Consider the following 26949-nt stretch of genomic DNA (forward strand, 5'->3'; position numbering starts at 1 on the left):
GGCGTCAGGGTCTCAGACGCCCAACTGGCGACAGTCAACCTCACCCGAGATGAGTTCCATCCCGAATGGAACTATGTGATCCATCCCCGCAACCGCTCAGTTGTTGTTTGACGCTTCCTTAGGCGGCGTGCTGTCGAGCACGTGACGATCACTCCGCGAGAGATCGCAGATCTCTTGGCATTGTCCAAACGCGACATCAGGGCCTCTGAGGCGATGCTCGACACCGACCTGGATTGGGCGTTCGCCATCGCCTACAACGGCGTCCTGCAGATGTCGATCGCATACATGAACCACCTCGGGTATCGCCCCCGCGGCGAAGGCAAGCACTACAACACGTTCCAGTTCATGGAAGAGGCGTTGCCCGATGAAGCCCCGATGATCCGGCGGCTCCAGAAGCTGCGTCGGAAGCGCAACACAACGATCTACGAGCAGTCCGGCCTCGTGAGCGAGAAGGAGGCCCAAGACGTGATCGAGTTCGCCTCCCGCTACTACACCTCCATCGAGGCGAAGCTTCCTCGCGAGATAACGGGGCAAGCGCCCAAGGAGGACTGACCACCAAGTGGACCGTCTACCTCCGAGTCTCCGCGAGACAACCGGCCGAGGAAGTCCCCACCAAGCAGCTTCCTACTCCCCCTTGCCCTCGCCCTCCCCAAACGCTCGTCGCAAGATCTCCTCGGCTTCGCTCGCGCACTGCGGACAGCCGATCTCCGGCTGCTCGACGTCGATCGCATGGCGTTCGCACCAACACTCGAGTTTGATGCGACGCCTCGTGCCGACGAACCCCGTCGCGATCGTGATGCGCAGACCGAGGTCGGGGTTGTCGTTGCGTAGCAGGATTCCCGGCACCGGGCAGCGCGCGCAGTCGTCTGGCCGCCACGACTGCGAGCCAGGCCCTGTGGGAATACGGCACTCCTGGCGCGCGGCGCCACGCTGGAAGTCCTCGTAGTAGAAGCGGCACTCGGTGCCGGCAGGCGTGCGCATCGGCGGCCTCTGGGTCGACTGCGGGGCTGAGCCTATCGTAACCCGCACGCGGGCGAGGTCGCGACTACGCGGATGCGGGCGCTGCCGCGCCGCTGTCCTCGGCGAGGTGAACGTGGGGGCCAAACACGCGGTCGGCAACCCTCACGTACCACGCCGCGGCCTGGACCTGCACGATGTAGGCGCCGGCAAGCACAAGGGCGGCCTCGGGGCCGAAGGAGGCGATCGCGATGCCGAGCGCGATCGAGAGGTTGCGCATCACGCTCCCATAGACCGCGGCCACCGCGTCGGCACGTCCGAGGGCGAGTCGACCGGCGATGGTCGAGACGGCGAAAGCGACAAGGTAGAACAGCACCAGCGGCGCGGCGATCCGGAGCAACAGTCCGGGGTTCATGGCGATCATCTTGGCTTTCAGTCCGATCGCGAGAAACACGATCGCGAGCACGCCGACCGTCGAGAGACCGGGGAACGCGGGCGCGATGCGTTGCCTGAACGCCTGCTGGCCCACTCGACGCACGAGCAGCGTCCTGGTCGCGACGGCGGCGACCATCGGGACGAACACGACGAGCAAGACGTCGCGGGCCACCCCGATCACATCCACGTCGACCACCGCACCTGCAAGCACGTAGAGATACGCCGGTGCGAGCACCGACGCTGCGAGCAGGCCGATGACGGTCATCTTGACCGCGGCCGCGACGTTGCCCTTGGCCAGTCCGGTCCACGAGATCGTCATACCGCTGGTGGGGAACAACCCGATGAGAACCATGCCCACGAACAAGCCGGGGTCTCCGCCGAAGAACAGCTTCGCGAGCCCCCAGGCGATGGCGGGAGCGGCGATGAAGTTCATCGCCATCGCGATGCCGACCGCCTTGCCGTCCTTCAGGCTGAACGTTTCGGACAGGCGAAAGTTCACGAGCATCGGGTAGACCATGAGCATGGTCACGGGGAGAATCAGGGACTTCAGGGGCGAGAGGTCGGCTACGATGCCGACGCCAAGCCCGAGAGCCATCGAGAGCGGGATGAGCACCGAGAGGTGCTTGGGAAGACCCGCGAGCGCACGGAGGGCGGGACTGTGTGTGGCCGAGGACATACGAATCCTTCCGAACACGCCAGCACGGACACTGCCGACAGGGCTGGTTGGTTGGTCGGATGTGGCGCGGAGCGGTTTACTCCGCGATACCCTTGGGGGTATTCTACCGCGCATGTGTGCCCTTTCGCAAGGGTGACTTCGGTGCAGGACTCTTGACAGGCCTCGGGAAAGTACTACGATGCGCAGAGGACTCATGTTAGTGAGTGATAACTAACCCCCGACGGAGTGCATGGGTGATAGCGTGAGGCGTTTCCTGATCGCAGTGCTGATCCTGACCGCTCTCGCAGCGGGCGGCTGTGCGTCCACGTCTGCCAACGAGCTCGTTCTCACCGGGCGCGTCGTTGATGACACCGCGATGATCGCCGTTCCTTTCCTCCCCGGCTCGACACCCGACCTCGAGGTCGGCTTCGAGACGACCGGGAGCGCCGGAGTCGCCAGTGGCTCGATGGGTGCAGCCGCAGCCGGCGGAATCACGGCAACGGGGCGGGCGACCTCGTGGGCGCGCGTCGACTCCGTCTCTGTCGGCGTGGGCGACAAGCTCAACGCAGGGGACACGATAGCGACGATCGATGACGCGGCTCTGCGCCACGCGTACGCTTCGGCCCAAGCCGACGCCAAGCGCGCACGAGCCAATCTCTCCGTGGTCGACGATCTCATCGGCGCAGTCACAGAGGGACGCTCCGAGCTCACCTCCAAGACCGTCGAGATCCAGACCACGATCGCCGACCTCACCGTGCAACGTGCCGACATCGCTGCCAAGCTTGACGCGGCCAAACAGGCGGCCTCGGCACCCACGACCGGGACCGTGCCGCCGAGCGCGACCAGCCCGGCCGCGCTCGTCGTGCAGCTCGAAGTCGCACTTCTCCAGATCGACGCCGGTATCGAGCAGGCCAACAAGGCCCTCGAAGCACTGGCCGAGACGCAGGTCGACCTCGACACGACCAAGACCGCGCTGCAGTATGCGCGGGACGCGTCCCGCGCGGTAGTCGATGCACTGGACATCGCCGTCCGCATCGCCGAGACATACCTCGGCCGCACGAAGATCGTCGCATCGGGTCCTTGTACGGTGCTCGAGATCGCAGGAGCGGGTGAAGTACTCGCTCAGGGCGCGCCGCTTGCGACAGTTAGGATGTCGTCCGAGATTCTGCTCGAGACCTACGTGACCGCCGACCAACGCGCGGGACTCGCGCCCGGGGTGCAGGCGCACGTCTTCGCGGACTCCAAACCCGGGATGGCCTACGCCGCGCACGTAGCCGGCGTTGAGAACGAGTATGAGTTCGTTCCGACAGTCTTCGCGACCAAGATCATCCATCTGACCAGGGGCTTCCGGGTCACCGTCGAGCTCGACGATGAAGTGACGCTCCCGCATGGCACCCCGGTCGACGTCACGATACGCAAGGGATTGTAGGTATTCCGGACGCGAGCGAGCGCGCGGGGCGCGCCGGCAGAGCAGGAACGGAGCTGAGGGCATGGCAAAGAGAATCATCCTGGTGGTCGTGATCGTGGCGGTGCTCGCCGCGGGCGGCTGGTGGGCGTGGACGACCTACGGCGACACCGAGGCCCCCGAAGACGCCTTCCTTGGCGGGAGCGGAACGGTGGAAGCCGATGAGGTCACGGTCTCTTCGGTCATCGCAGGTCGCATCGAGAGCGTGACGGCCACCGAAGGAGCGGAGGTCGCATCGGGAACGGTGCTCTTCTCGCTCGACAGTGCAGTGCTCGACCTTCAGGTCCAGCAGGCCGAGGCGGGCGTGCGGGGTGCGGAGGCGGCACTCTCGAAAGTGAAGGCCGACGACGGCACCAAAGCCGAGGTCAACCAGGCGAAGGCCCGGGTGGACCAAGCCAAGGCCGCGCTCGAGATGGCGCGTGCGCAGGCGGGGTACGCACAGGTAGAAGCCGCTGTGTCGGGTGTGATCACCCAGGTCACGGCCTCGGCAGGTGAGAATGCGGCACCTGGCAAGACGCTCGCCAAGATCGCCGACCTCAAGAGGTTGCACGTGAGCGTCTACATATCCGAGACCGAGATCGGGCAGATCAAGCTCGACCAGTGGGCGACCGTCACGACCGACTCCTCGTCGCGCGAGTTCGATGCACGCGTCACCTACATCGCATCGCAAGCCGAGTTCACGCCATCGAACATCGAGACCAAGGACCAGCGCGTCAAGCTTGTGTACGAGGTGCGCCTCGACATCCCCGACTCCGGCGACGTTCTCAAGCCGGGCATGCCCGTCGACGTGAGATTCAAGTGACCGAGCTCGCCCTCGACATCCGGAAGGTCTCGCACCGCTTCGGGCACGACGTGCTCGCGGTCGATGACGTTTCGTTCCAGGTCGAAGCCGGCGAGGTGTTCGGGCTGGTAGGTCCAGACGGAGCCGGCAAGTCCACGCTCATCCGCATGCTTGCGACCGTGCTCATGCCCTCGCACGGCGACGCGGAGGTCTTCGGCCACTCTGTCTGCAAGGACGCCGGCGGAGTGAAGCCCCGCATCGGATACATGTCGCAGCAGTTCTCGCTCTACCCCGACCTGACTGTCCGCGAGAACCTCGCATTCTTCGCCAACCTGCGTGGCGTACCGCGGGGCGAGGTCGCTTCGCGCTCCAAACGCCTGCTGGAGTTCGCCGGGCTCACCGAGTTCGCGAAGCGGCAAGCGCAGTACCTTTCCGGTGGCATGAAGCAGAAGCTCGCGCTCGCCGTCACGCTGATCCACGAGCCCGACCTGCTCTTTCTCGACGAACCGACGACCGGCGTCGACCCTGTCTCCCGACGCGAGTTCTGGCGCATCATCGCCGGCCTGCACCAGCAGGGCATCACGGTCTTCGTGGCGACTCCATACATGGACGAAGCCGAGCGTTGCTCCCACGTCGCCTTCATGGAGGGCGGCAGGATACTCTTCCGCGACACGCCGGCGGGGCTCAAGGCGAGCGTGCCGGGCACTCTCTACGAACTCGTTGTCTCCGATCAGCGACACGCTGTCAGGCAGCTTGCCGAGGAGCCCTGGACGCTGGCGTCCACCGTCTACGGCGACGTCGTGCGAACGGTCGTCGGCAACGGCGGGCCGGGAGCTGAGGGTGTTCGCGACGCACTCTCCTTGGCGGGTATCGGTGTCGAGAGCATCGCGCCGGCGCGTGTCGACATGGAGGCGACCTTCGCCTTCCTCGCCGAGGAAACACGCAAGGCGAACATCGAGACTGCTGCCGCCCGGGAGCGCGAGGAGGCGGTCACGTGAGGGAGACGATACGCCGCATCCTCGCCATCGGGCGCAAGGAGTTCATCCACATCCGTCGCGACCCGCGGATGCTCTTTGCGGTGCTTGCGATGCCACTGATCCAGCTACTCCTGTTCGCCTACGCGATCAGCTTCGACGTGAACAACGTGCCCACGGTGCTGCTTGACGGCGACCGGACCACCGCAAGTCGCAAGTATCTCGCGGCCTACGAGCAGAGCGATTTCTTCCATGTGGTCGAGCGCGTCGACTCGATGGACGCCGTTGATTCCGCATTCGACCGGTCCATGGCGCGCATCGCAATCATGGTTCGCCCCGGTTTCGGCGAGGCCATCTCGCGCGGCGAGAAGGGCGAGGTCTCGGTGCTCGTCGACGGTTCAGAACCGAATTCCGCGCAGCTCGGGCAGACGTATGCCGTCGCGCTCAACCAGAAGCTCGGGCGAGAGGTTACCTTCGACTGGCTCGAGCGCCAGGGTGTGGACCCGACCCAGGGAGGACGCATCGAGCCGCGCATCCGCACCTGGTACAACCCTGAACGCAAGTCCGCAGACTTCCTCATCCCCGGCCTGCTCGTGGTCATCATCATGATCGTCACCGTGCAGCAGACAGCGGTCACGCTTGTGAAGGAGAAGGAGCAGGGGACCTTCGAACAGATCGTGGTGTCCCCTATCCGGCGCGGCGAGCTGATGGTCGGCAAGGTCGCACCATGGGTGGTGCTGGCGTTCGCCGACATGATCGGCGTCTCGCTCGTGGGCATGTTCGTCTTTGGCGTGCCCCTGCGTGGCGACGTGCTCGTACTCGTCGCGAGTACCTTCCTGTTCGTCCTGTGCTCGCTGGCCATCGGCCTGCTCGTGTCGGCGCGCGCCTCCAGCGTCGAGGTCGCGAACCTCGTCGCGCTGCTCATCAGCTTCCTGCCGGGCTTCATGCTTTCCGACTTCGCGTTCCCACTCAACAGCATCCCGCGCTTCCTGCAGTACGTGTCCTACATCTTCCCCGGGCGCTACATGGTGACCATCTCGCGCTCGGTGTTCCTGAAGGGCGCGGGCTTTGACGTTCTGTGGCCGCAGATCGGCGCCCTCGCGCTCTATGCGATCGTCTCACTCACGCTCGCGTCACTGCTGTACTCAAGGAGGGCGCGCTAGTGTCCGGACGACGCATACGTCTGCTCATGTGGAAGGAACTCCTCCAACTCCGCCGCGACCGCATGCTTCTACCGCTTATCTTCATCATGCCGGTGCTCCAGCTCATCATGTTCGGCTACGTCGTGGGCTCGGACGTTCGCAACATTCCCACCGCGATCGTCGATCAGGACCAGTCGGCGGTCTCGCGAGACCTATCCTCGGCGTTTGAGAACACCGGCTACTTCACGATCCTCGAACGACCTGCCGATGAGAGGGCGCTTCGGCCCCTGATGGACGGCAACCATGTTCAGGTCGCAGTACTCATTCCTCCGGGACTCCAGGCCGCACTCGAACGCGGGGAGCAGGTGCCTCTCGAGATCGTGGTGGACGGCGCTGACAGCAAGACCGCGTCAGTGGCCTCGGGATACGCCGCCCAGGTTCTCGCCGACTTCTCGCAACGCCGACTCGAAGAGTCGGGGCTCATGCCAGACGCCGCGGGAATCGACGCGCGGGTGCGCGTGCTGTTCAACCCCACGCTTCGCGCGGTCAACGCGATGATTCCCGGACTCGTCGCGACGATTCTGCTGATCTCGATCGGCGCGATCATGAGCCAGGCGGTCGTGCGCGAGCGCGAGCAGGGCACACTCGAGCAGATGTTCGTCACGCCGATCACCCGCAGCGAGTACCTCATCGGCAAGATCATGCCCTACATCGGCCTGGCCACGATCCAGATCACCGTCGTCATGGTCGTGGGCATCTACTGGTTCCGCGTGCCGTTCAACGGCAACCTGCTCGTGATCGGTGCGGGACTGATTCTGTTCCTGTTCAGCGCAATCGGTCAGTCTCTGCTGATCTCGACGGTCTCGCACACGCGGCACCAGGCACAGCAGATGAATATGTTCATCCTGATTCCTACGATGGTACTGTCCGGCTTCATCTTCCCGCTCGAGTCGATGCCCCCGGCCGTCGTGCCCATCACGTATCTCATCCCCCTGCGCTACGTGGTCGTCGTGCTGCGCTCCAGCTTCATGAAGGGCACGGGGTTCGCCGCGTTGTGGCCGCAGTACGCGGCAATGGCCGTCTTCGGACTCGTGATCTTCGCACTGGCCCTCACCCGGTTCCAGAAGCGGCTGACGGACTAGGAGGCGGCGATGGACGCAGCGATCCAGGTACGCGGACTGACGAAGCGCTTCGGCGATTTCACAGCCGTCGACGCCATCGACCTCGATGTTGCGGCCGGCGAGATCTACGGGTTCCTCGGCCCGAACGGGTCGGGCAAGACAACCACGATACGGATGCTATGCGGCGTCATCACGCCAACGGGCGGCGAGGCGAGCGTGCTCGGCACCGACGTGTTGCGTGATCCGGAAGCCGTCAGGCGACGCATCGGCTACATGAGCCAGAAGTTCTCGCTGTTCCAGGACCTGACGGTCGGTGAGAACCTGCGGTTCTACTCGGGCGTGTACGACCTGTCGCCGGAGAAGTTCGCTGAGCGGCGAGCCTACGTGCTCGAGATGGCCGACCTGGTCGGGCGGGAGAACGAGCTGACGGCGAACCTCTCGGTGGGGTGGAAGCAGCGCCTGGCGCTAGGGTGCGCAACCATACACGAGCCGGAGCTCATCTTCCTGGATGAACCGACCTCCGGCGTCGACCCGACCGCCCGGCGGCACTTCTGGGACCTGCTGTACGACCTGGCCGCGAGTGGCGTGACACTGTTCGTGACGACTCACTACATGGACGAGGCCGCACACTGCGGCAAGCTCGCCTTCATCTACCGAGGCAAGATCATCGCGAGCGGGTCTCCTCGGCAGATACGCGAGCTGATGACGGAGACAGTGCTCGAGGTCGAAGTCGACGACACCGAGCGGGCGCTCACGGTACTCGAGAAGGCCGAGGGCGTCCACGACGCGTACCTGAGCGGTGCGGCCCTGCACGCGAACGTATCGAGTGCAGCCGTCACCACGCGCGACGCCGTCGCGGAAGTCCTGCGGGCGGGGGGTCTCGATGTGCTCCACATCGCACCGGTGGACCCCACGATCGAGGACGTGTTCGTGCACCTTGTGACGGAACAGCGCATTGCCGAGCAGGCAAGGTCCCCAGCGGCGAGCGACCTCACGTCGCCGCTGGGATTCCTTCCTGCCGAGGAGCTTGCACCGCCGGAGACGGCCGAGGAGCCTGCGGACGAGACGCCGCAAGGGGACGGCCCGCCGTGACACACTCTTCCGATATCCGCTTCTTCCGCGAAGTGGTGCAAGGGCGGCGGGCGGACATCCTCGACGCCGCGCTGGCGGTGTTCTCGGAACGCGGCTACGACGCAGGGTCGCTACGCGAGATCGCGAACAGGGTGGGCGTGAGCGAGCCGGCCCTCTACCGGCACTTCGCAAGCAAGGAGGCCCTCTTCGTCGCAATCATCGAGGGCTTCGCCGAGCGACTCCGGGGCGAGGCGAATGCACTCCTGGACTCGGCGCGCGCACCTGTCCTGCGAGACCAGCTCATGGCCGTGTTCGCGCAGAGGCGCACGGCGATGGCAGTCTATGGCCCGGTGCTGCGAACGGTGCTCGCAGCGACCACCTACAACCCGACCTTCCTTGGCGCGTATCGAGCCAACATCGTGGAGCCCCTTTGCACGAGGCTCACGGGTACCACCGAGAGGATCGACGGCGAGTTCGACATCTCGTGCACGCCCACGCAGACCGCCGCTCGCGTTCGCGTGCTCATGGCGCTGTTCGTGGGCTACTTCGTCACGTCGATCGTGCTCGAGGACGAGGCCGACGAGGCCGTAGCCGAAGCCGTCATGCGCATCATGGGGTGGTCGGAGGCCGCCTGACGGACGTACCTACGCGCGAGAGCGCCGGCACGCCCGTGCGGCAACAAGGCCACTCGCACTCGATTGTATGAGCCCGCGCGTGACCCCCGCGCCGTCGCCGATCGCGTACAAACCCGACACCTGCGTCATCAGGCTCGCGTCGACATCAAGTCGCGACGAGTAGAACTTCACCTCCACGCCGTAGAGCAGAGTGCTCGGTGACGCGATTCCCGGGACCAGTTTGTCCAACGCGTCGATGAACTCGAGGATGTCCACGAGATGGCGATATGGCAGCACGCAGGCCAGATCTCCCGGCGTGGCCCGCGGCATCGTAGGCACCACCACCGACTGTGCGATGCGGCTTGCCGTCGAGCGCCGCCCTGCCTTCAGATCGCCGAGCCGCTGAATGATGATCCCTTCGCCAAGGAGATTCGCAAGCCGCGCGATCGAGCGCCCGTAGGTGATAGGTTCGCGGAACGGACGCGTGAAGCTCTGGCTCACAAGCACTGCGAAGTTGGTGTAGGCGGTCTTCTCATTGGCATATGAGTGTCCGTTGACGGTGACAACGTCGCCATAGGACTCGGTCGTGACCTCGCCGTACGGATTCATGCAGAACGTGCGCACCCGGTCGCCGAAGGCACGCGAGTAGTAGAGGAGCTTGGCCTCGTACAGAGCGTCGGTGAGCGGTTCCATCACCGACGCCGGCGCCTCCACGCGGACCCCGATATCCACCGCGTTGTTCGACAGGCCGATGCCGAGAGATCCCGCTTGCGCCGCGAGCCAATCGGCTCCCTCTCGCCCCGGTGCCGCTATCACCGTGTCCGCCTTGATCACGGTCCCGTCAGCGAGCTCGACTCCCTCGACGTGCCCGGCATCTGCAAGAATCCGCGCGACCATGCAGTCTGTACGGATCTCGACTCCTCGCTCCACCAGGTGAGCGCGCATCGCATCGAGCACCTTCGGAGAGCGATCGGAGCCAAGGTGCCGGATGCGCATCGGAACCAGTTGCATATCCGCAAGTGCTGCGTGGCGCTGAAGGTCCGCAGCGACATCCGGATCGGGATCGTAGACGTGGGCGTCTGCGCCGAACTCGAGCCACAGGGCGTCGGCGTCTTCGATGAGTTGGTCGAGGGATGCGTTGCCGACGAACTCCCCGAGCCAGCCGCCAACCTCTCCGGTGAGCGTGAGCTTGCCGTCGGAGAACGCTCCCGCGCCACCCCAGCCGGTCATGATGTCGCAGGAGCGGCAGCCGACGCACGCAGTGTCCCGCGCGGGGCAACGGCGCTTGGAGATATCGTGGCCTTTCTCAACGACCAGCACGTCGAGCGAGTCCGCAGTCGCCAGCTCGAGGGCAGCGAAGATGCCCGCCGGGCCCGCCCCGACCACGACCACGTCGTAGCTCCTACTCACATGAACCTCCCGGTAGCGTGCGCTGCCTTGCCTGGTAGCCGTCGTTCCATTGGAGAAGATACCATTCGGGCGGTGTTAGGCCACGGCTTCTGCCCTTGGGGGAACAAACACAGGGAGACGACCCCTGCTTGGAGGAATGCGTGGACCAGCAGAAACGCGTGAAGCTCTACACCTCCCCGACGTGCTCCTGGTGCCGCGCGGCAAAGGCATACATGATCGACAACGGCATCGAATTCACCGAGGCCGACATCATCAGCGACCCCGGCGCTCGCAAGGAGATGGTCCTCATGACCGGCCAGTACGGGGTTCCCGTAATCCGCGCCGGAAACGGAGTCGTTGTGGGCTGGAACGAAGCCGAGTTTCGACGGCTCATGGAGCTCCAACCCAAGAACTAGGCGCCCCTGGCTCACCTGTCGGCCTAGGTATCCTCGCGAGTGTGACTCTCGAACTTCGTATAGCGATCGAGGAACGTCAGCGTCGCGTGTCCGGTGGGCCCATTGCGGTGCTTCGCGATTATGATCTCGGCTGTGCCGAGCGCGGGGCGGCGATCCTCGCCCTCCTCGGCCCTGGCATCCGTTACGCGGTCGATGAACATGACGACGTCGGCATCTTGCTCGATCGCGCCCGACTCTCGCAGGTCCGAGAGCTGCGGGCGCTTGCCGGCACGCTGCTCGACGGCACGCGAGAGCTGAGACAGGGCGACAACGGGAACCTCCAGCTCCTTGGCCAGGATCTTGAGGCCCCGGCTGATGTCAGCGATCTCGGTCTGCCGGTTCTCGTAACGGCGGCTGTGCGGCTGCATGAGCTGCAGGTAGTCCACGACCACAAGGCCGTTTGGCTTGTTGCGCAGTAGGCGTCGGGCCTTCGCTCGGACCTCGAGAATGGTGGTTGCCGGCGAGTCGTCGACGTGGAAGTCGAGGTCGCCGATTCGACCCATCGCGCTGGCGATCGCGGTCCAGTCCTCCTCGCGAATGTTTCCCGTGCGAACGCTTTGGGACGAGATTCGGGCCTCGGAACACAGAATGCGCTGGATGAGCTGCTCGGCAGCCATCTCGAGACTGAACAGCGCAACCGATGTGCCGGCCTTCGCTGCGTTGATGGCCATGTTGAGCGCGAGCGCCGTCTTGCCGACGGAGGGACGCGCTGCAAGGATGATGAGGTCTCCCCTGTGAAGACCGGCGAGAATGCGATCCAGATCCGCGAACCCGGTGGTCACGCCGGTGATGTGCTGCTGCTGCTCGGCGAGCTTCTCGAGGTGCTCGAATGTCACGCCGAGTAGCTCGTCCATCTTTCGGAAGCTGCTGGCGACTCTCTTGCTGGTGACCTGGAAGATCGCCCGTTCGGCTTCCTCGACTACCTGGCGGAGATCGTCCGGCGCGTCGTAGCCCATCGCAACGATCTTGGTTGCGGCGGTGATGAGATCGCGAAGCATGGATGTCCGGCGCACGATCTCCGCGTAGCGTGGTGCGTTGGCAGCGGTCGGGACGACACCCGTGATGTCGAGCAGGTACGCCTTGCCCCCCGCCTGCTCTAGGTCACCTGCAGCATCGAGGCGGTCCGCCACGCTAACCTGATCGACTGGCTGCCCCGAGTTGAATAGGTGCTCAACAGCACTGAAGACCCGCTGGTGGGCCGGGCGGTAGAAGTCCGTGGCGGACACCGTGCTCATGGCGACTTCCACGGCTTCCGATGACAGGAACGTAGCGCCAAGGAGCGCCTGCTCCGCCTCCAGATTGTGCGGTGGAACCCGGTCGGCAAGACCTATCATGCCTGCCCGCCTGGTAGCCAGATCAACCACTGCCCGTCCTCATCCGCCCGTGAGAGCACCCGCCGCACCATGCAGCAGCACCCATACGGACTGGTCCTTGACGTGGCCGATGATAGCAGCGGTGTCTGACAAAGCAACGCGCCGCGGACCGTTGTCCACAGCGCATGAATGGTCTGTCCTGGGATTTCCAGAACATCCACAGATTGCGACAGAATCGGGCATGCGGACGCCGCCGTACGGCGGCGTCCCCGACCCGCTTGCCTACTCTTCGACCGAATCGTCCTCGGGGGCCTCAGCGGCTTCCCGGGTATCGGCTTCTTCGGCGCTCCAGGAATCGCCGGGTTCATCCGCCTCGGCATCTGCGTCCACAGTCTTGGCCTCTTCGGCCTCGATCTCTGCTTCAACGGCCTCGAGTGCCTCGAGCGTCGACTCAACCTGGCCCTCCGCCACAACACGCACGGTGACCTCGGCGTAGATGTCGCGGTATACCTGCACACTTACGACGTGCTCACCGAGCTCCTTGATGTGGCCGTGGACATCGATCTTACGACGATCGACATCTACGTCCAGTTGCTCCGCGATGGCGCCTTCGATCATGTGATTCGTGATGGAGCCGTACAGTCGGCCTTCGTCGCCGACCTTGGCGCCGATCGTGACCTTCTTGCCCTGCAGAACGTCGGCGATCGCCTGGGCATCGCCCATGCGGGCGCCCTCGCGCTTGCGAATGTTGCCCTGGCGCGCTTCGAGCTGCTTCAGGTTGCCCGACGTCGCCTCCAAGGCGAGCTTGCGGGGGAACAGGTAGTTGACAGCGAACCCGCGAGCGACCTCGATCACGTCGCCTTCACCGCCCCTGCCCTTGACTTCCTGCGTGAGTATGACCTTCATTCTGGACTCCCTATCGTTCCTCAAGTCGCACGGCGACTCGTGAGAGAAATACCATCCTTCAGATTCCTGATGCCGGACCCGGAGCCTCGTCTGCCGCCTCATCGGACCGGGCTATCTTGCGCAGATTCGCCCTAAGATCGATCAACCCTATCATCGCGAGGCCGAGGAACAGCAACTCGACAAGAGCCACCGCTGCGTACACGAAGATCCGGCCAAGGGGAGCGACGTTTCCGCGACGCATCCAATCTGCGGTGACCGCCAGCCCCTGCCACACGAACAGCGGCCGCACGATCAAGAGCACGTTCAACCCTAGCGTCGTCACTATCGCCGGGGTGTTCATTCGACCGACAGCGAGCAGAACAAGCGCTGCCGTCGGGGCGACCAACACCCACGGGCTGAGGTCGAAGCTGTCCAGCCGGGGAAGCCGCTGGGTCGAAACGCCGACACGTCGAGATGCCCATCCGATGGCCGTGACGATACCGACGGCCGAGATGATTCCAGTCACGGCGTAGTCAGCGGGCCACGTCCGTGCCAGAAACTCCGCCAGAGCGCCGACCTGCTCGGCGACCACTTCCGATCCCGCTAGCGCGGCAGCCGCGGAGGCCGCCTGCGTCGTGGACTCGGCAATGAACTGCGTGAAGACCATCCCGGTCATTCGCGCGGCGAAGACATCTGCAGCAACGAACACCGCGGTCAGAACGAATGCCAGCGCCGCAGTGGTTCGCAGGGCCGAGCGCTTGCGCAGGCTGGAGGCCGCGACGAGAATCGCCGCCAGGGCAGGTGTCACCGCGATGGCTGCAGGGATGCCACCCAGGAACGAGACCGCACCGGCCGCCGCGCTCGCGGTGAGAACTGCGGTCAGCGCACGCCCGTCAAACGCCATGGCCGCAAGCGCTGCGGCACAAAGCGGCAGCCCCACGTATGGCATGTCGGGCGCGATCACGACTGCCGCAAGGCACACCACGATCGGCACGACCGGAACGCGTATCGCTGAGGGGCGCAACGTCACGGTGTCTCTACCGCCTGCGGCCGTCCACGCGACCGCTCACCACGGGAATGGTGTACGGCACGAGGACCATCTCACGCGCACGCTTGACGGCAATGGAGAGTTGGTGCTGGTGCTGGGCGCAGTTGCCGGACACACGGCGCGGCTTGATCTTGCCGCGATCCGTCATGTACTTGCGCAGCATCTGCGCGTCTTTGTAGTCGATGTATTCGACCTTGTCCTTGCAGAACGCGCAGTACTTCCTGCGCGGCTTGCGAGCGTAATCGGACATCTCTTACCTCCCTTCGAGCCCCTCTGGGGCCGAATGAGTCGTTTCGCCCGGCGGGAGGAGGCCGCCGGACGGTCTGCTAGAACGGGATCTCTTCGTCGTCGATCGGCCCCGAGCTCGGTGCCGGGGCTTCGAAGCCACCGGGCTTCCCGCTGGAATCCCGAGAGCTCATGAACTCGATCTCGTCCACGATGACCTCGAGCTTGGAGCGCTTCTCGCCCTGCGGGTTCTCCCACGAACTCCACCGGAGCTTGCCCTCGATGGCCACCTTCGTGCCCTTTGAGAGATACCGGGAGACTGCCTCGCCGCGCGCGCCGAACATGGTCACGTCGACGAAGTTGGGTACGTCTTCCCACTGCTCCGTCTCTGGGTTCTTGCGACGGTCGTTCACGGCGACGCCAAGCTTGAGCACCGCCATCCCGCTGGATGTGGTGCGCAGCTCGGGATCGCGCGTTAGGTTCCCGGATATGACAACTCGATTGATACTCATCTGTAAACACCCTCTTCGTTGCTCGAATGGCGTGTGCGCCACCCGGCCCGGTCTCCGAAGATCAGTCTCGATCCTCGCGATGCACGACCATGAACCGGATGACCGCATCGGTGATGCGCAGCACGCGGTCTATCTCGGCGATCGCACTGGGAGCAGCATGGAAGTCGAGTACGACGTAGTCGCCCTCGGTGACGGACTCAACCTCGAACGCGAGCTTGCGCTTGCCCCAAGACTCGAGATTGTCCACGGTGCCCCCCTGGGCAGTCACGAGACCCTGGATCTTCTCCAGAACGGCCTCGCGCGCCTCATCATCGAGAGAGGGGGTTAGTAGAATCATGAGTTCGTAAGCCTTCACGTATTCACCTCCTTTGGGCTAAGTGGCTCCGGAACAGGAAGGCAGCGCCCGGAGCAGGAAATGAGCCTCCGAAGTGTATCACCGACCTACCGCGGCTGCAACAGCGTGGCCCCCAGGTCTGACACGGCCCTTCGGACTCTCGTAGAAACGGGAAAAGCAAATGGCAGAACCTGCTGCAGCCAGCGCGGCCAGCGAGCGACACAAGGCCGCAGCGAGCCCCGTTTGCCCGACCGGGCGGGCGGTCACTCCGAGATTCGGAGACCGCGTCGGCGCAGGTTCGCCGATGAACACTCCTTCATGAACGGTGGAGCCAACCCCGAGCGAGCCGGCCGAGCGCGCAACCTCAACGCCGCGCGCTCCGACTACCTCCCCGGAGGCCCCCGCCTCCACGCCGCCCGAGTTCGCAAGCTCAGCTCCTCGTACCGCAACGGCCACTGATAGACCCGCACCCGCGCCGGCAGGCACCTCAGCGTCCGTCACGCCCGGGCTGACAACTCCAACCGCCATGTCCGCCGATGCACTCTGCTCCGGCACCGAGAGCGCGACGGGCGCGAGGAGCAGCGCGCCGGGGTCCTCGTAGAGCTCTCCTCGGCGCAGGCTAACGTGAACGTGCGCTGCCTCACACGACGAGTCGCCGACTGCGGCGAGCATGCCCAAGGTACTGCCGCATTCGACTGTCTCTCCTGCGCGGACATCCAGCGACGCCAGAGGCAACACCGTAAGCTTGCGTGCGTCGGGGAGCTCGATTGTCACCGCCAGAACCGATCCGCCCCCGGCGGAAGGGACGCGTCCCGCGAAGCTGATGGTGCCCCCGGCGCATGCGAGTACCCGATCGCCCTCGGACCCGGCAATGTCGATGCCGCTGTGCGCGTACTCCTTGGCATCCCTCAGGTATGTGGAGCCGTATCCCAACACAACCGGCCGCTCTTCGGCAAACGGCCACGCGGAGGGAGTGGCGAATGCAGGTATGGCGTGCGCGAAGACGGCGCATAGCGCCATCCCGGCAAGGAACCGTATCATGGCAGACCCCTTCTCTCATTTCGCACCGAGGAGAGCAAGGGGTGGTGGCGCGTCTCTACGAACGTGTGTTCGCTATCAGCGTCGCATCTCCTGCCTCCGGATGACAGAAGGCGGCAGAAACCGACGAGCGGCATGAAGAAGAGCCGCCCACCGGACGGCCCTTCGCACTTCTTGGAGCGGGCAACGGGTCTCGAACCCGCGACCTACAGCTTGGGAAGCTGTCGCTCTACCAACTGAGCTATGCCCGCGTCTTGCGCCCTTCGGCGCGTGATGGATTGTAGACCAGCGCTCACAGAAGCGGCAAATCGGGGCACGCTCACTCGCCCGAGCGTCTGAACCACGCGAACGACAGCCCCGTGCCAAGAACCGAGAGGGCAGCCAGATACCACTTCCAGTATTCGATAGGGTCATTGACGTGGTGGCCGGGAGTCACAACCTCCACCGCCGTCGCATGGATGTCCATGTCCCCGCCGTGCTCGGAGCACGCAGCGTTGAAGACGCCCACGATGCGGACGGTGTCGCCTTCATGGTGATAGTCGCCGCAGATCTCGATCTTGCGCGCCATATCGGCCGGCACCCAGAAGGCCTGTCCCGTGTTGTACCCGCCCAGGGCGGCCCCCTCTTCCACGTTGCGTGCCTTGTAGGCGTCGTCATTGACGTGCACCCACGCGTGATCGCCACGGTACATGACCTCGCCGATCGCTTCGCCTTCGAACGTGATGGTCGTGCCGTCGAACTCATCGGCGCGCTCTACGAGTTCGGCGCTCAGCGGCGGGACGCCGTCTTGGGCATGCGCGGGTGCCGGCACGAGCGCAGCCGCAACGAGCGCGAGCAGCGCGACCCCGACGACCGTGCGTGTCCTTGGCCAGAACATGCTCATCGACCCCTCACCACCGCGATGAGGTGTCCCGCCACAGCGAACACTGACATGAACTCGAGCCGCCCGAGCCACATCGCCAGGATGTAGGCGACCTTCATGTCCCAGGGCATCGCGGGACCCGTCACGCCGCACGAAAGACCGGTGTTGGAGGCGGCAGACACGCCCTCGAACAAGGCCTCGCTCAACGGGTACCCATGCATCAAGCCGAGGATCGTCATGAGCGCATACATCGTGATGTAGGCGACCGTGATGAGCAGCGCGAAGCGCACCACACCGTCCTCGAGTATCGTCGTGCGTATGTGATGGTAACGCTCGTTGACAACCGCCGACGGCGGCATCATGACGCGACGCACCTCCCGGATCATCGCCTTGGTGATGATGCCGATACGCATACCCTTGATGCCGCCTGCGGTCGAACATGCGGATGCCCCGATCGCCATCGCGATCGTCGTGGCGACCATGCCGACCTCACCCCACTGCCGGACGAACGAGCGCGAGTAGATTGTCGAGAATCCGGTCGTCGTGTGTCCCGATGCGAGCTGGTAGAACGTCTTGCGGAACAGCACCACCGCGTCCGAGTACACACCTGCCTTCGCCAGCGCGTAGGTCGCGAGAAGCGTCGTGAGCATGAGCGTGACGGTGAAGCTGACAATCTCGATGTTCCGCCTGATCTCGCGACGCTCGCCGGTCCACACGGCCCAGTGCAACGCGAAGTTGAACGAGCCAACGATGAAGACCACGACCGTGAGCGACTCATAGAGCAGCGAGTGGTAGTAGATCGTGTTGTACGACTGGGGCGCGAACCCACCGGTGCTCCAGCCACCCATGAAGACCCAGATGCCGTGGAGCACCGCCCGCAGCGGCTCCTGGCCCAGGTAGAGGCCGGCACCCGCGAGGGCCGTCGCGCCGACAGCAAGCCACACGAAGCTCACAAGCCAGATCGCCCGTGCGGTGTGGACGACGTTTGGCAGCAAGCGCTCGTCCTTGCCCTCGCCGACATAGAGCGTGTACGCGCCCGCCGCACCGTTGAACAGGAACGTGAGCGCCACGACGATGATTCCTTGGCCCCCTGCCCAGGTGAGCAGGTGCCGCCACATGTTGAGCGCCGAGGATATATGGTCGAGGTCTTGAATGAGGTAGAGACCGGTGGTCGTGTATCCGCTCATCACATCGAACATCGCGTCGAGATAGCTGCCTTCGTGACCCGACAGCCAGTGCGGAATCGCGCCGAGCAACGTCGCGAGGATCCAGGAACCCGAGGCGATCACGAGACCGTGGCTCCACGAGGGCTCCTTCTTGGTGCGGCAAAGCACCTGGAGCGCGAACCCCGGGATGAGACACGCCCCCATGCCGATCACGAAGTCGAGCGCAGAGTCCCACTCGCGCAGAAGCAGCGCGGTCACGAGAGGGATGGCCATGAGCAGACCGACGCCTACGAGAATCTTGGCGGTGTACTTGCCGATGACCTTGTGGTCCTCGATGAGCGGCCGCAGCAGCATCAGCGAACCACCAGGAGCACCAGTGCCGCGAGAGCAAGTGCCGCGAGCGCGAGCGCGACTACAAACGCGCTCTCAACGAGCACGCCCACCAGGTACTGCCCCCACCCACCCCGTGCTCCTAGGCGCGGGATCGGCTTGCGCTGCTGCGCCATTGTGTCATCCGCCTCTACGAACCCGTGAGTGCCTTCTTGAGGGCCTTCTCGTGTTCGACAGCAGTGAACGCGATGACCACGTCCCCGGGCATGAGTTCGGTGTCACCGTGGACGGTCACGACATCGTCGTCGCCACGCACGAGTGCAACCAGCACGCAATCGACCGGTAGTGCCAGCTCCGCGATCTTCTTGTTGCACACGACACACCGGTCGGTCGGAAGCTCGATCTCAACGATCGCCATGTTGCCCTTGCGAAGGCTGGCGAGCGTGCGAATGTCGCCGACGGTGGCCTCTTCCTCGATCATCCGCGAAATGATGGTCGTGGATGAGATCGCCTCGATTCCCAAAGCGTTGAAGATGTGCTCGTTCTTGGGGTTGTTGACTCGTGCGATGGTCCGAGGAACGCCGAATGCGACCTTGGCGAGCTGACACGCCACGAGGTTGTCATCATCATCGCCAGTGGATGCAACGAAGACATCAGCCCTTCCGACGCCCGCGTCCTCCTGGAACGAGGCGTCGCATCCGTCGCCGTGGATGAGGAGCACGTCGGAGGATAGCTCGGCGACAAGTTTGTCGATGATTCCTTCGCGCTTCTCGATGAGCGCCACGTCGTGGCCGTTCTCGAGCATGGTCCGTGCAAGATAGGAGGCGACCTTGCCGCCGCCGTTGATGACGATGAACACGGCTCAGTCCTCCATGTAGCGTTCGATCTTGCCGAACGCCTCTTCTTTGATGGACGCGATCACGACGTCGCCGGTGTGCAAGATCGCGTCTGACTCGGGCACGAACATCGTGTCACCGCGGGAGATCGCACTTATCCTGAAACGCCTCGCGATCTCGATGTCGCCCACACGCTTGCCGTCAACCGCGCGGGTCGCCTTGAACTGGATGATCTCGACATCGCCGAGAGAGCCGAGATGGTGGCCGTGGCCCGCCTTGATCTTGTCGAGCAGCGATTCGGCGACCAGCGTGGTGCCGCACACGTAGTCGAGCCCGAGCTGCTGGTATGTGCGCTCGCGAACCGGGTTGTAGAGGCGCGCCACCACGTGCTTGACCTCGAAGATCTTGCGCGCCACCTCGGCGGCCATGAGATTGGTGTTGTCGAGGTTGGTGACGGCGGCGAAAGCGTCACAGTCGCGGATGCCGGCCTCGGTGAGCACTTCCTCGTCGAAGCCGAGGCCCTTGAGGGTGACGCCGTTGAAGATGGTGCCTAGCCGCTTGAAGGCCTCTGCGTCCTTGTCGATGACGACCACGTTGTGACCCTCGACCGACAGCAGGGTTGCCAGCTGAGAGCCGACTCTCCCGCACCCCACCACAATGACGTTCATGCGCCTGATGCGCCTCCATCCCGACGCCAGTGTGCAGCCACACCGGCAATGATTATCGGACGCTACTCCTGCCCCCTACCACTGTCAACAGCGTGGGGTTTCGCGTGCAGGCTCCAATAACACGGGCGCCGCCGGTCTACTCAGACCTGCGGCGCCCGAATCTCTCGCAAGATGGCGCTACTTGCCGATCTTGAAGATCTTTGTCCCGCACTCGGGGCAAATGCCCTGGGTTGCCGGACGACCGTTCTTCATCGTGATCGCCTGCGCATCCTTCATCTCACGCTTGGCCTTGCACTTGACGCAGTAGCCTTCCTTAGCTGCCATGCAACGTCACCTCCTCGATATCGGATTCCCCGCCGGGTCTGTGTCGAATCACGGTCCCGACGTTATTGCTCACATGAAGGCGGTGTGCCCACACGCAAGTTTACACGTCTTCAGCCGTTTGTCATGCCGAAGACCGTGCAAGTCTCGCGTCCACTACCCCCGCACCGACGGCAAGTGCTGCGGCTGCGAAGAGCAGGAGCCCCGCCCATGCGACGCCCGCAGCGACCCAGAAAGCCTCGGGAAAGAGCTGGACCAGCAACGTGTCGGCGGGAAAGGTCCACGTCCCGGTCTCGAAGAACAGGCCGTGGAAACCCGCGAAGAATCGATCGAAATCGAGTGCGGCGATTGCCGAGGCGAGCACCGTGCCGCTGACAGCAATGCCCGCCGCGGCCCTCAGGGCGCCCGTCACGACCCGCCACCGCCGGCTCACGAACGCCGCAAGCATCCAGACAGCCAGCAGCGCAGCGGACAGGCCTGTCGCAAGCCGCGTAGCTTCCATGACGGCCCGCACATCGTCCAGATGTGCCGTGGCGGAAGCATCGAAGCCGGACCTGGCGCCGACGACCGCGGGAAGCGTCTGTCCGACCGAGCCGTCGGCCACGTAGCGTCTGACCTCCTCGGCAGTCCGGACGGCGGTATCGCGATCGAGCCCGGCGAGAGCGGGGCCGTGCGTGGCCAACATCACCGTTCTGGTGAACCCGGGAGTGGTCAGAGCGATGACCGATACTCCGGCGATGAGAACCGCAAGCGCGAGGCCCACCGCCGCCTTCTCGAGGGCCTGCGTCATCGTGGCACGTCCCTAGTCGAGGTCGGCCGCGAGTCTGGAGCAGTTGCCGCCAGCCGCCGCCGAGCTGTGAAGCGCACCGTCTGCCGCGTCGAGAAGCTCCTGCGTCGTTGACCCGTCACCGGGAAATGACGCCACGCCGATGCTCACCGTCACTCCGGCGTCGTTGACGCGAAGGCCTTCGACCGCCCGGCGAACATTCTCGGCGAACGCAAGTGCGTCCTCGGCTCCCGGGGTGCCCTGGCCGGAATCGGCCAGCACGACGGCGAACTCCTCGCCGCCGTAGCGGCTCGCGATGTTCGTTTCGCAGGGCGAGCCGTCCTGTCCCACCCTGATGCTCTCTGAAAGCGCGTCGGCAACCAATCGCAGCATTGCATCACCGCGCTCGATGCCCACAAGCCGGTTGAAATCCGCAAAGTGATCGATGTCGATGAGCATGACGTGAACCGGACGCGATGCCCTGGCGGCCCGGAGCAACTCGCTGGACAGGGCCCGGAGGAAGTAGTGCCGGTCGTACAGGCCGGTCTTGTCATCGAGGATGGATGCCGCCGCCAGCTCGGCCTCTCGATTGCGGATCGACGCCGTCATCAGCGTGGCTACCGTCGCGGTTCCCGCGAGCACGGTGATCTGCCACATGTACCTAACGGCCACATATGTGCGATTCAGCTGAAGATTGCTTCCCCAGAACGGCACCGTGACATGTGGAATCACCTGGAGGTACTCGCCAAGGAGAAGCACTCCCAGCAACCCCCCGCAGAACCCCGCGATGAGCCATGTGTGCCAGCGCTTGGGAAGGATGAACGCCGCTTCGAGGATGAATAGCGAGTACATGGCCCAGAACCACGAGTACACCCCACCGCTGAAGTACACGAGCACGGTCACGACCACCGCGTCGAACATGAGCTGCGCGTGATTGAGGAGGGCGATGTTGCCCAGGTGTCTGTACGTCAGCCAGTAGTAGGTGTTGTACACAAGCACGAACACCATGGCGAGCGCCGGCATGCGCATGTTGATCCACAGGTCCGCAAGCGGAATCTCAAGCGCGTACGCCCACCCGCCAAGGAGAGAGAAGCCCGCGAGCGAGCCGACGAGTGCCCACCTCACGCGAATGACAAGCCCAACGCGACGCACGTTGGCCTGCAGTGCCTCTATGTCGAAGCGCGTCGGCTGTTCCCGCCACGAGATCATGACGCGACGGGCGAGCATCTTGGTGATGCGGCTCGGACTCAAGCACCGACCTCCCGGGCATTTGCGTCGTCGCCCGGTGACCGCGACGGCGCAGAGGTGAGTCGAAGTGTACCGTCCCTCTTCTGCGCGCAGCAAACGCGTTCCTGCCTCGAGCTGGTGCGCGAACGGCTGACGGCAGCTGAGGCTCGGCCAATGGAAGACCTCGAGGGGGAGTCCGCGAGCTCCCGTTCCAGCATCACGAAGCGGGTATACTTGCCGCGTCGCAACTGGAAGGAGGATCGTGGACGCCGCCGGGACACACGCGCTCATCGACGATCTCGTGCGTTCCTTCGCGTCCCAGACACGCCCGATCGAGTGGATACTGCTCGCAGCTGCCATCGCACTCGCTGTCGTAGCAGTCGTTCCCGCGACCCGCGCCCGTCTGTCCGGAGCCGTCGCACTGATGGCGCTGCTGCTCGCCGGCGGTGAGGGCGCGCTCATGTGGTTCCACTACCGTCTCTACGAACTCGCGATCGTCGTGAGCCCCGACACCGGCGCGATCACCGGACGGGTCGCCGCGCCGTTGTGGATCGAATCCGAGAAGCTGTACGTCTGGGCTCTCGTGCTCGCATGCATGCTGGTGCTCGCCCGTCGCCACCGCAAGGAGTTGCTCCCTGGCGGCGCGTTCGTGCTGGCGCTGCTGGTGGCCGGCGCCGTCCTATGGAGTCACCCGTTCACACAGCCGCTGCCGAGCTTCCTTGGCCAGTACCAGGGGTACCTGCAGGCGACGGCTTCGGGCAACGTCGAGGCCACGCGGGCGGCATTCGAGGGGATGGAAGGCGCGCGGCAATTCTACTACAACACCTGGTACATGTGGGTGCATCCACCGCTGTTGTTCCTGAGCTACGGCGCCTTCGTGATGTCGTTCGTGGCGACCGTCGCCATGATCCGCACGCGGTACTCGGCGTTCGAGACCACCGCATACCGCTGGGCGCGCTTCGGGTACCTGCCTCTCACAGCCGGGATGCTCCTGGGGTTCCCGTGGGCGATCATGTCGTGGCAGGGAGAGTCGTGGTGGTGGTCGGGCAAGGTCAACATGTCGATCATGATGTGGCTGCTCTACGCAGCGCTGCTGCACGCGCGGCTCTACCTGCGCCGACGCGGGATGTGGCGGCTCGTCGCGGCGGTTGCGGTGCTCTCCTTCGTCGTGCTCGTGCTCACCTACCTCGCAACCTACATCGTGCCCGGAGCTCACAGCTACGCCCTCGCCCCGATGCCTGCCAAGGAGGTGGCGTCATGGGTGGCGGCGTAGCCCGGCGAGGCTGGGACTACTGGCTCACGGTGGCGACCGTGGTTCTCCTTGGCGGGCTGGGACTGCAGTCGTTTGTCGGCACGCTGTACGTGTGGTGGGCGCAGCAAGCGGTGTTGGGATGGGAACAAGCGGGATACGCCGGCTTCGTAGCCACGATGAACGCGATAGCAGCACCGCAGGTGGTGCTGCTCGTGGTCGCGATGGGGCTTTGCGTGCCGAAGCGGATCTTCTCACGACTGGCTCTCGTGGCCGTCTCGGCCGTGATGCTTGGCGCCGGGTTCGCGGTCGGGGTGGCAACCGGCTCTGCGACCACCGGCCTTGCGGCGTATCTGGCGCTTGCGGCCCTCATCCAGGTCGCCGTGGTCGCGATGACGATCGCCGGAGCTCGCGCGCCTTCGTATCTCACCGAGGGCCGACTCACCAAGACGGGATCGGGGCTGCTGCACCTGGGCTTCATCGTCTTCGCGTACGTTGTGGTCGCCCTGCAGCGCTCAACATTCATGCTGCCGGTGTTCTGGGCAGCGGCTGCGCTCACGCTCGGTGGCACAACGCTGTCGTTCTACGCGGACCGTCTCGCCTGGAGGCCGCGACGCGCTCGCTAGAGCTCGCGGACGATGCCCGTCACCAGTGACACGGCGTTCTCGATGTTCTCGACCTGCACGTTCTCGACGGTGTCGGTCTTCCAGTGCCAGTTCGGCAGCCGCCCGTTGACGTCGAACGCCATCACACTCATCGCCTTGAACTTGCGCGCAAGGGCCGGCGTGGCATCGGTGGAAAGCCCCTTGTAGGCGCGGCCCTTCACGAGAATCTGCTCATCGCGCGAGACCTTGCGCGCGGTGCTCACAAGCCGCCTGTCGCTCGGGTAGCGTCGCGCCATTCCCTCGCTCGTGACCCAGTACAGGGTCCCGGTACCGATGTTGTCGAGGTTGATGATGAACGAGCCGCGTAAGTCCTCGGCATGCTCCCTCAAGAAGGCGCGCATGCCCCAGGTGCCGGCCTCCTCGGCGCCGGTCGCCACGAACCAGACCTCCTTCTCGGCCAAGGACCGGTCGAAGGACTCCGTCACGCGCTTGCGAATGCGCTGTGCTTCGTTGGAGGCGAAGTCCGGGTCGCCGATCGGGTCGTCACCGGCCCAGCCTCCCTTGAAGCCGACTTCGTCGTCCTCGTCCTCGGCGAAGTTGTCCCAGTTGCCGATCTTGCGACCCTCCTGGCGAACGTCGTAGTCCTTGTTGACACCAAGCCATCCGCTCACGCCGGGCTCACGGTCCTTGGCGCGCACGCGAGACCACAGGCCGCGGCGCTCGTGCGGCGCATCCGGCTCGGGCTGAGGTTCCGGATCCGGCCCAGAAGCGGGTGCTCCCTCATCGTCGGGCTCGTCCCGCGAGACGTCCCGCGAAGGCGCACGCTCGGGTCCCCGTTCGGCCACCTTCGCGGGACTGACCGCATCGAACTCGATCGTGTCGAACTCGAAGGTCGCCTGACCCTTCTGCGCGGGCGCCGTCTCGGCCCACGTGAAATCGTCGGGAAGCTCGGTGAGTACCTCTTCGGGCGTCTCCGCCGGGGAGTATGCGAGTAGCCCGCCCTCGTCGAGATCGTCGTTGGGCGGTTCCGGAAGCGGCTTCGTGCGAATGGGCTGCGTCACTCCGAAGACATCGACCTCGGCCTCCGGCACGATGGCCTCGAGTATCCCGAGGAGCGCCGCTACACCCGAGGCGTTGTCGTTCGCCCCGTCGGTTGCACGCATGAACAGCTCGCGGTGCACGTTGATGAGCAGCGGGATCACCAGGTAGGCCGAGGCGGCAAGCGTCGCGTACCACAGCCAGGGGCCGGCGGCATTGGTGAACGGCAGCGCGTTGGCAAGAACGAGCGCCGGCACGAGGAACGTGCACCACTTCATCAGCCCGAACGTGGCTGCAAAGTTCTTCACCATGCCCGGCGAGAAGGCGAGCGAGGAGCGCGCAGAATCGTAGTGCGCCACCACGATGATCCGGCGGAGGCGTTCTCCTCGGCGGGCCTTTGGAACGTGACGCGCGATGACATTCTGGCTCGGGCCCTTGGGCATAAGACCCGACAGCCCCCAACGTGTGTCGAGGTCCATCCACATAGTGAGCGCGACGAGAGCAGCTACGGCGAAGGCGGGCCACATGGCGACCGTCCAGTACGACGCAACAGCCGCGGCGATGGTGAGCGTGTGGTAGATCACGTAGGCCCATGCGTACGTGCGCGGGCATTCGAAATCCTGGCGCGAGACATCGAGTCCGCGGCCGCGCATCACGTCCTCGATATAGTCGGCAGCTTGTGCCTCGGCGTCGGTCGTTGCCGGACGCGGCCCTATCCGCCCGGCGAGCTCCTGCAAGTGCTGCGCAACCTCTGCCATCGGTCCTCCTGTGCGCTGCTCGCTGCGACCGCTCCTGGTTCGCCCTCCATGATAGTCCACTAGCCAAGGAGCCGCGCCCCGAGATTTGCAGGCGCTCCTAGCTCTGGCGCCCCTCGATCGCGGCGAGCAGGATGGCCGCAGCGATGCCGAGCCGACGATCAAAGACTCCCCCGGAGTCCATCGAGAAGTCGACGGCGAGCTTGTAGACGAAGGGATTGAAGTTCTGGTCCATGTTCGCGACCTTGGTGCCCTCGGCGTTCGGGAAGAACACGTCGTAGCGCTGGGGCACGAGCCCTGAGAGGAAGCGGCGTATGAGCGCCAGGCCCATGCTGTCCTCGATGAGCGTGCCGATCTGAGCGTCGTTCGCGTCGAGAATCTGCCATTCGTCGCGCAGGAGCGAACGCCCGCCCATGCGGCGAAGCGCTCCGATCTTTTCGCCCCCGGTCGAGGAGTCGGTGACGTCGTACGCCGCCGAGAAGTCCATGATCTGGCGTGCCTGGATGGACAGCAGCTCGGTCGTCTTGGACTCATCCGTGAACACACGGATGTCTTCCTTGAGCTTGAAGGCCTTCTGCTCGCTGAAGGCAACGACGGTGCCCCCGGTGTCGTAGACGTGGAACGCCCCGCCCGCGAGCTTGAGAATCTTGCGACGAACCAGGTAGCTGGATGCAGTGAAGCGACCGTGTGCGACCATGTGGGTCCTCCTCAG

Annotated in this window: 31 protein-coding genes and 1 tRNA gene; 11 read left to right on the forward strand and 21 right to left on the reverse strand. The window is 64.7% G+C overall.

Annotated features, from left to right (window positions below):
- The first annotated feature begins 141 nt into the window (after nucleotides 1-141).
- Nucleotides 142-552, forward strand: a complete 411-nt coding sequence (locus Q8K99_12210; GenBank protein ID MDP2183317.1) for a hypothetical protein — start codon at nucleotides 142-144, stop codon at nucleotides 550-552.
- A gap of 72 nt (nucleotides 553-624) precedes the next feature.
- On the opposite strand, the gene Q8K99_12215 is transcribed toward Q8K99_12210, so the two are convergent.
- Nucleotides 625-981: a hypothetical protein gene (locus Q8K99_12215; protein ID MDP2183318.1), complete on the reverse strand. Its 357-nt coding sequence runs from the start codon at nucleotides 979-981 to the stop codon at nucleotides 625-627.
- 64 nt (nucleotides 982-1045) lie between these two features.
- Nucleotides 1046-2068 carry an arsenic resistance protein gene (locus Q8K99_12220; protein MDP2183319.1) on the reverse strand — a complete coding sequence of 341 codons (1023 nt, stop codon included), beginning with the start codon at nucleotides 2066-2068 and terminating at the stop codon, nucleotides 1046-1048.
- Between the two features lie 241 nt (nucleotides 2069-2309).
- On the opposite strand from Q8K99_12220, the gene Q8K99_12225 reads away from it, so the two are divergent.
- The 7 genes from Q8K99_12225 (at nucleotide 2310) to Q8K99_12255 (ending at nucleotide 9236) form a co-directional block, all read left to right on the forward strand.
- Nucleotides 2310-3476, forward strand: a complete 1167-nt coding sequence (locus tag Q8K99_12225; protein MDP2183320.1) for an HlyD family efflux transporter periplasmic adaptor subunit — start codon at nucleotides 2310-2312, stop codon at nucleotides 3474-3476.
- Between the two features lie 61 nt (nucleotides 3477-3537).
- Nucleotides 3538-4314 carry an efflux RND transporter periplasmic adaptor subunit gene (locus Q8K99_12230; protein MDP2183321.1) on the forward strand — a complete coding sequence of 259 codons (777 nt, stop codon included), beginning with the start codon at nucleotides 3538-3540 and terminating at the stop codon, nucleotides 4312-4314.
- A complete protein-coding gene (locus tag Q8K99_12235; protein ID MDP2183322.1) occupies nucleotides 4311-5291 on the forward strand; it encodes an ABC transporter ATP-binding protein in 981 nt (326 codons plus the stop codon). The genes Q8K99_12230 and Q8K99_12235 overlap by 4 nt, the downstream gene beginning before the upstream one ends.
- Nucleotides 5288-6430 carry an ABC transporter permease gene (locus Q8K99_12240; GenBank protein MDP2183323.1) on the forward strand — a complete coding sequence of 381 codons (1143 nt, stop codon included), beginning with the start codon at nucleotides 5288-5290 and terminating at the stop codon, nucleotides 6428-6430. The genes Q8K99_12235 and Q8K99_12240 overlap by 4 nt, the downstream gene beginning before the upstream one ends.
- Nucleotides 6430-7551: an ABC transporter permease gene (locus tag Q8K99_12245; GenBank protein MDP2183324.1), complete on the forward strand. Its 1122-nt coding sequence runs from the start codon at nucleotides 6430-6432 to the stop codon at nucleotides 7549-7551. Before Q8K99_12240 ends, Q8K99_12245 begins: the two co-directional genes overlap by 1 nt.
- A 9-nt stretch (nucleotides 7552-7560) precedes the next feature.
- Nucleotides 7561-8622 carry an ABC transporter ATP-binding protein gene (locus Q8K99_12250; GenBank protein ID MDP2183325.1) on the forward strand — a complete coding sequence of 354 codons (1062 nt, stop codon included), beginning with the start codon at nucleotides 7561-7563 and terminating at the stop codon, nucleotides 8620-8622.
- The gene (locus Q8K99_12255; protein MDP2183326.1) at nucleotides 8619-9236 is read left to right on the forward strand and encodes a TetR/AcrR family transcriptional regulator; all 618 of its coding nucleotides are present in this window, start codon (nucleotides 8619-8621) and stop codon (nucleotides 9234-9236) included. Before Q8K99_12250 ends, Q8K99_12255 begins: the two co-directional genes overlap by 4 nt.
- A gap of 9 nt (nucleotides 9237-9245) precedes the next feature.
- Here the strand turns inward: Q8K99_12255 and Q8K99_12260 are convergent, their stop codons facing one another.
- Entirely contained in the window at nucleotides 9246-10625 is a 1380-nt protein-coding gene (locus Q8K99_12260; protein MDP2183327.1) for an FAD-dependent oxidoreductase, read from the reverse strand.
- A 140-nt stretch (nucleotides 10626-10765) separates the two neighbouring features.
- Here Q8K99_12260 and Q8K99_12265 point away from each other — a divergent pair, with 140 nt between their 5' ends.
- Nucleotides 10766-11020 carry a glutaredoxin family protein gene (locus Q8K99_12265; GenBank protein ID MDP2183328.1) on the forward strand — a complete coding sequence of 85 codons (255 nt, stop codon included), beginning with the start codon at nucleotides 10766-10768 and terminating at the stop codon, nucleotides 11018-11020.
- 23 nt (nucleotides 11021-11043) lie between these two features.
- Here Q8K99_12265 and dnaB read toward each other — a convergent pair whose 3' ends face one another.
- From dnaB to Q8K99_12345, 16 genes are all read right to left on the reverse strand, one after another.
- Nucleotides 11044-12393, reverse strand: coding sequence for a replicative DNA helicase (dnaB, locus tag Q8K99_12270; protein MDP2183329.1), 1350 nt, complete (start codon nucleotides 12391-12393; stop codon nucleotides 11044-11046).
- Nucleotides 12394-12654: 261 nt separating this feature from the next.
- Nucleotides 12655-13278, reverse strand: a complete 624-nt coding sequence (gene rplI / locus Q8K99_12275; protein MDP2183330.1) for a 50S ribosomal protein L9 — start codon at nucleotides 13276-13278, stop codon at nucleotides 12655-12657.
- A 58-nt stretch (nucleotides 13279-13336) separates the two neighbouring features.
- On the reverse strand, nucleotides 13337-14287 hold the full coding sequence (locus Q8K99_12280; protein MDP2183331.1) for a DUF2232 domain-containing protein: 951 nt from the start codon (nucleotides 14285-14287) through the stop codon (nucleotides 13337-13339).
- 7 nt (nucleotides 14288-14294) lie between these two features.
- Complete coding sequence (rpsR, locus tag Q8K99_12285; GenBank protein MDP2183332.1) at nucleotides 14295-14555, reverse strand: 30S ribosomal protein S18; 261 nt, start codon at nucleotides 14553-14555, stop codon at nucleotides 14295-14297.
- 76 nt (nucleotides 14556-14631) lie between these two features.
- Nucleotides 14632-15042, reverse strand: a complete 411-nt coding sequence (gene ssb / locus Q8K99_12290) for a single-stranded DNA-binding protein (GenBank protein ID MDP2183333.1) — start codon at nucleotides 15040-15042, stop codon at nucleotides 14632-14634.
- 61 nt (nucleotides 15043-15103) lie between these two features.
- Nucleotides 15104-15397, reverse strand: a complete 294-nt coding sequence (gene rpsF / locus Q8K99_12295) for a 30S ribosomal protein S6 (protein ID MDP2183334.1) — start codon at nucleotides 15395-15397, stop codon at nucleotides 15104-15106.
- A gap of 78 nt (nucleotides 15398-15475) precedes the next feature.
- Nucleotides 15476-16417: a M23 family metallopeptidase gene (locus Q8K99_12300; GenBank protein MDP2183335.1), complete on the reverse strand. Its 942-nt coding sequence runs from the start codon at nucleotides 16415-16417 to the stop codon at nucleotides 15476-15478.
- 172 nt (nucleotides 16418-16589) lie between these two features.
- Nucleotides 16590-16665: transfer RNA gene (locus Q8K99_12305), tRNA-Gly, on the reverse strand.
- Nucleotides 16666-16733: 68 nt separating this feature from the next.
- On the reverse strand, nucleotides 16734-17297 hold the full coding sequence (locus tag Q8K99_12310) for a hypothetical protein (protein ID MDP2183336.1): 564 nt from the start codon (nucleotides 17295-17297) through the stop codon (nucleotides 16734-16736).
- The gene (locus Q8K99_12315; protein MDP2183337.1) at nucleotides 17294-18796 is read right to left on the reverse strand and encodes a potassium transporter TrkG; all 1503 of its coding nucleotides are present in this window, start codon (nucleotides 18794-18796) and stop codon (nucleotides 17294-17296) included. The genes Q8K99_12310 and Q8K99_12315 overlap by 4 nt, the downstream gene beginning before the upstream one ends.
- Complete coding sequence (locus tag Q8K99_12320) at nucleotides 18796-18948, reverse strand: hypothetical protein (GenBank protein MDP2183338.1); 153 nt, start codon at nucleotides 18946-18948, stop codon at nucleotides 18796-18798. The genes Q8K99_12315 and Q8K99_12320 overlap by 1 nt, the downstream gene beginning before the upstream one ends.
- A 14-nt stretch (nucleotides 18949-18962) precedes the next feature.
- Nucleotides 18963-19631, reverse strand: a complete 669-nt coding sequence (locus tag Q8K99_12325) for a TrkA family potassium uptake protein (GenBank protein ID MDP2183339.1) — start codon at nucleotides 19629-19631, stop codon at nucleotides 18963-18965.
- A 3-nt stretch (nucleotides 19632-19634) separates the two neighbouring features.
- A complete protein-coding gene (locus Q8K99_12330) occupies nucleotides 19635-20276 on the reverse strand; it encodes a TrkA family potassium uptake protein (GenBank protein ID MDP2183340.1) in 642 nt (213 codons plus the stop codon).
- 177 nt (nucleotides 20277-20453) lie between these two features.
- On the reverse strand, nucleotides 20454-20600 hold the full coding sequence (locus Q8K99_12335; protein ID MDP2183341.1) for a DUF5679 domain-containing protein: 147 nt from the start codon (nucleotides 20598-20600) through the stop codon (nucleotides 20454-20456).
- Nucleotides 20601-20721: 121 nt separating this feature from the next.
- Nucleotides 20722-21387, reverse strand: a complete 666-nt coding sequence (locus tag Q8K99_12340; protein ID MDP2183342.1) for a DUF1461 domain-containing protein — start codon at nucleotides 21385-21387, stop codon at nucleotides 20722-20724.
- A gap of 12 nt (nucleotides 21388-21399) precedes the next feature.
- Nucleotides 21400-22614, reverse strand: coding sequence for a GGDEF domain-containing protein (locus tag Q8K99_12345; GenBank protein ID MDP2183343.1), 1215 nt, complete (start codon nucleotides 22612-22614; stop codon nucleotides 21400-21402).
- Between the two features lie 238 nt (nucleotides 22615-22852).
- On the opposite strand from Q8K99_12345, the gene ccsA reads away from it, so the two are divergent.
- Together ccsA and Q8K99_12355 are read left to right on the forward strand one after the other, a co-directional pair.
- Nucleotides 22853-23863, forward strand: a complete 1011-nt coding sequence (gene ccsA, locus Q8K99_12350; protein ID MDP2183344.1) for a cytochrome c biogenesis protein CcsA — start codon at nucleotides 22853-22855, stop codon at nucleotides 23861-23863.
- A complete protein-coding gene (locus Q8K99_12355) occupies nucleotides 23848-24465 on the forward strand; it encodes a hypothetical protein (GenBank protein ID MDP2183345.1) in 618 nt (205 codons plus the stop codon). Before ccsA ends, Q8K99_12355 begins: the two co-directional genes overlap by 16 nt.
- Here Q8K99_12355 and Q8K99_12360 read toward each other — a convergent pair.
- Together Q8K99_12360 and Q8K99_12365 are read right to left on the reverse strand one after the other, a co-directional pair.
- Nucleotides 24462-26240 carry a M28 family peptidase gene (locus Q8K99_12360; protein ID MDP2183346.1) on the reverse strand — a complete coding sequence of 593 codons (1779 nt, stop codon included), beginning with the start codon at nucleotides 26238-26240 and terminating at the stop codon, nucleotides 24462-24464. The genes Q8K99_12355 and Q8K99_12360 overlap by 4 nt on opposite strands.
- 97 nt (nucleotides 26241-26337) lie before the next feature.
- Complete coding sequence (locus tag Q8K99_12365; protein MDP2183347.1) at nucleotides 26338-26934, reverse strand: hypothetical protein; 597 nt, start codon at nucleotides 26932-26934, stop codon at nucleotides 26338-26340.
- Nucleotides 26935-26949: the final 15 nt, after the last annotated feature.

This window comes from Actinomycetota bacterium (genome assembly GCA_030682655.1).
GTDB lineage: Bacteria > Actinomycetota > Coriobacteriia > Anaerosomatales > JAUXNU01 > JAUXNU01.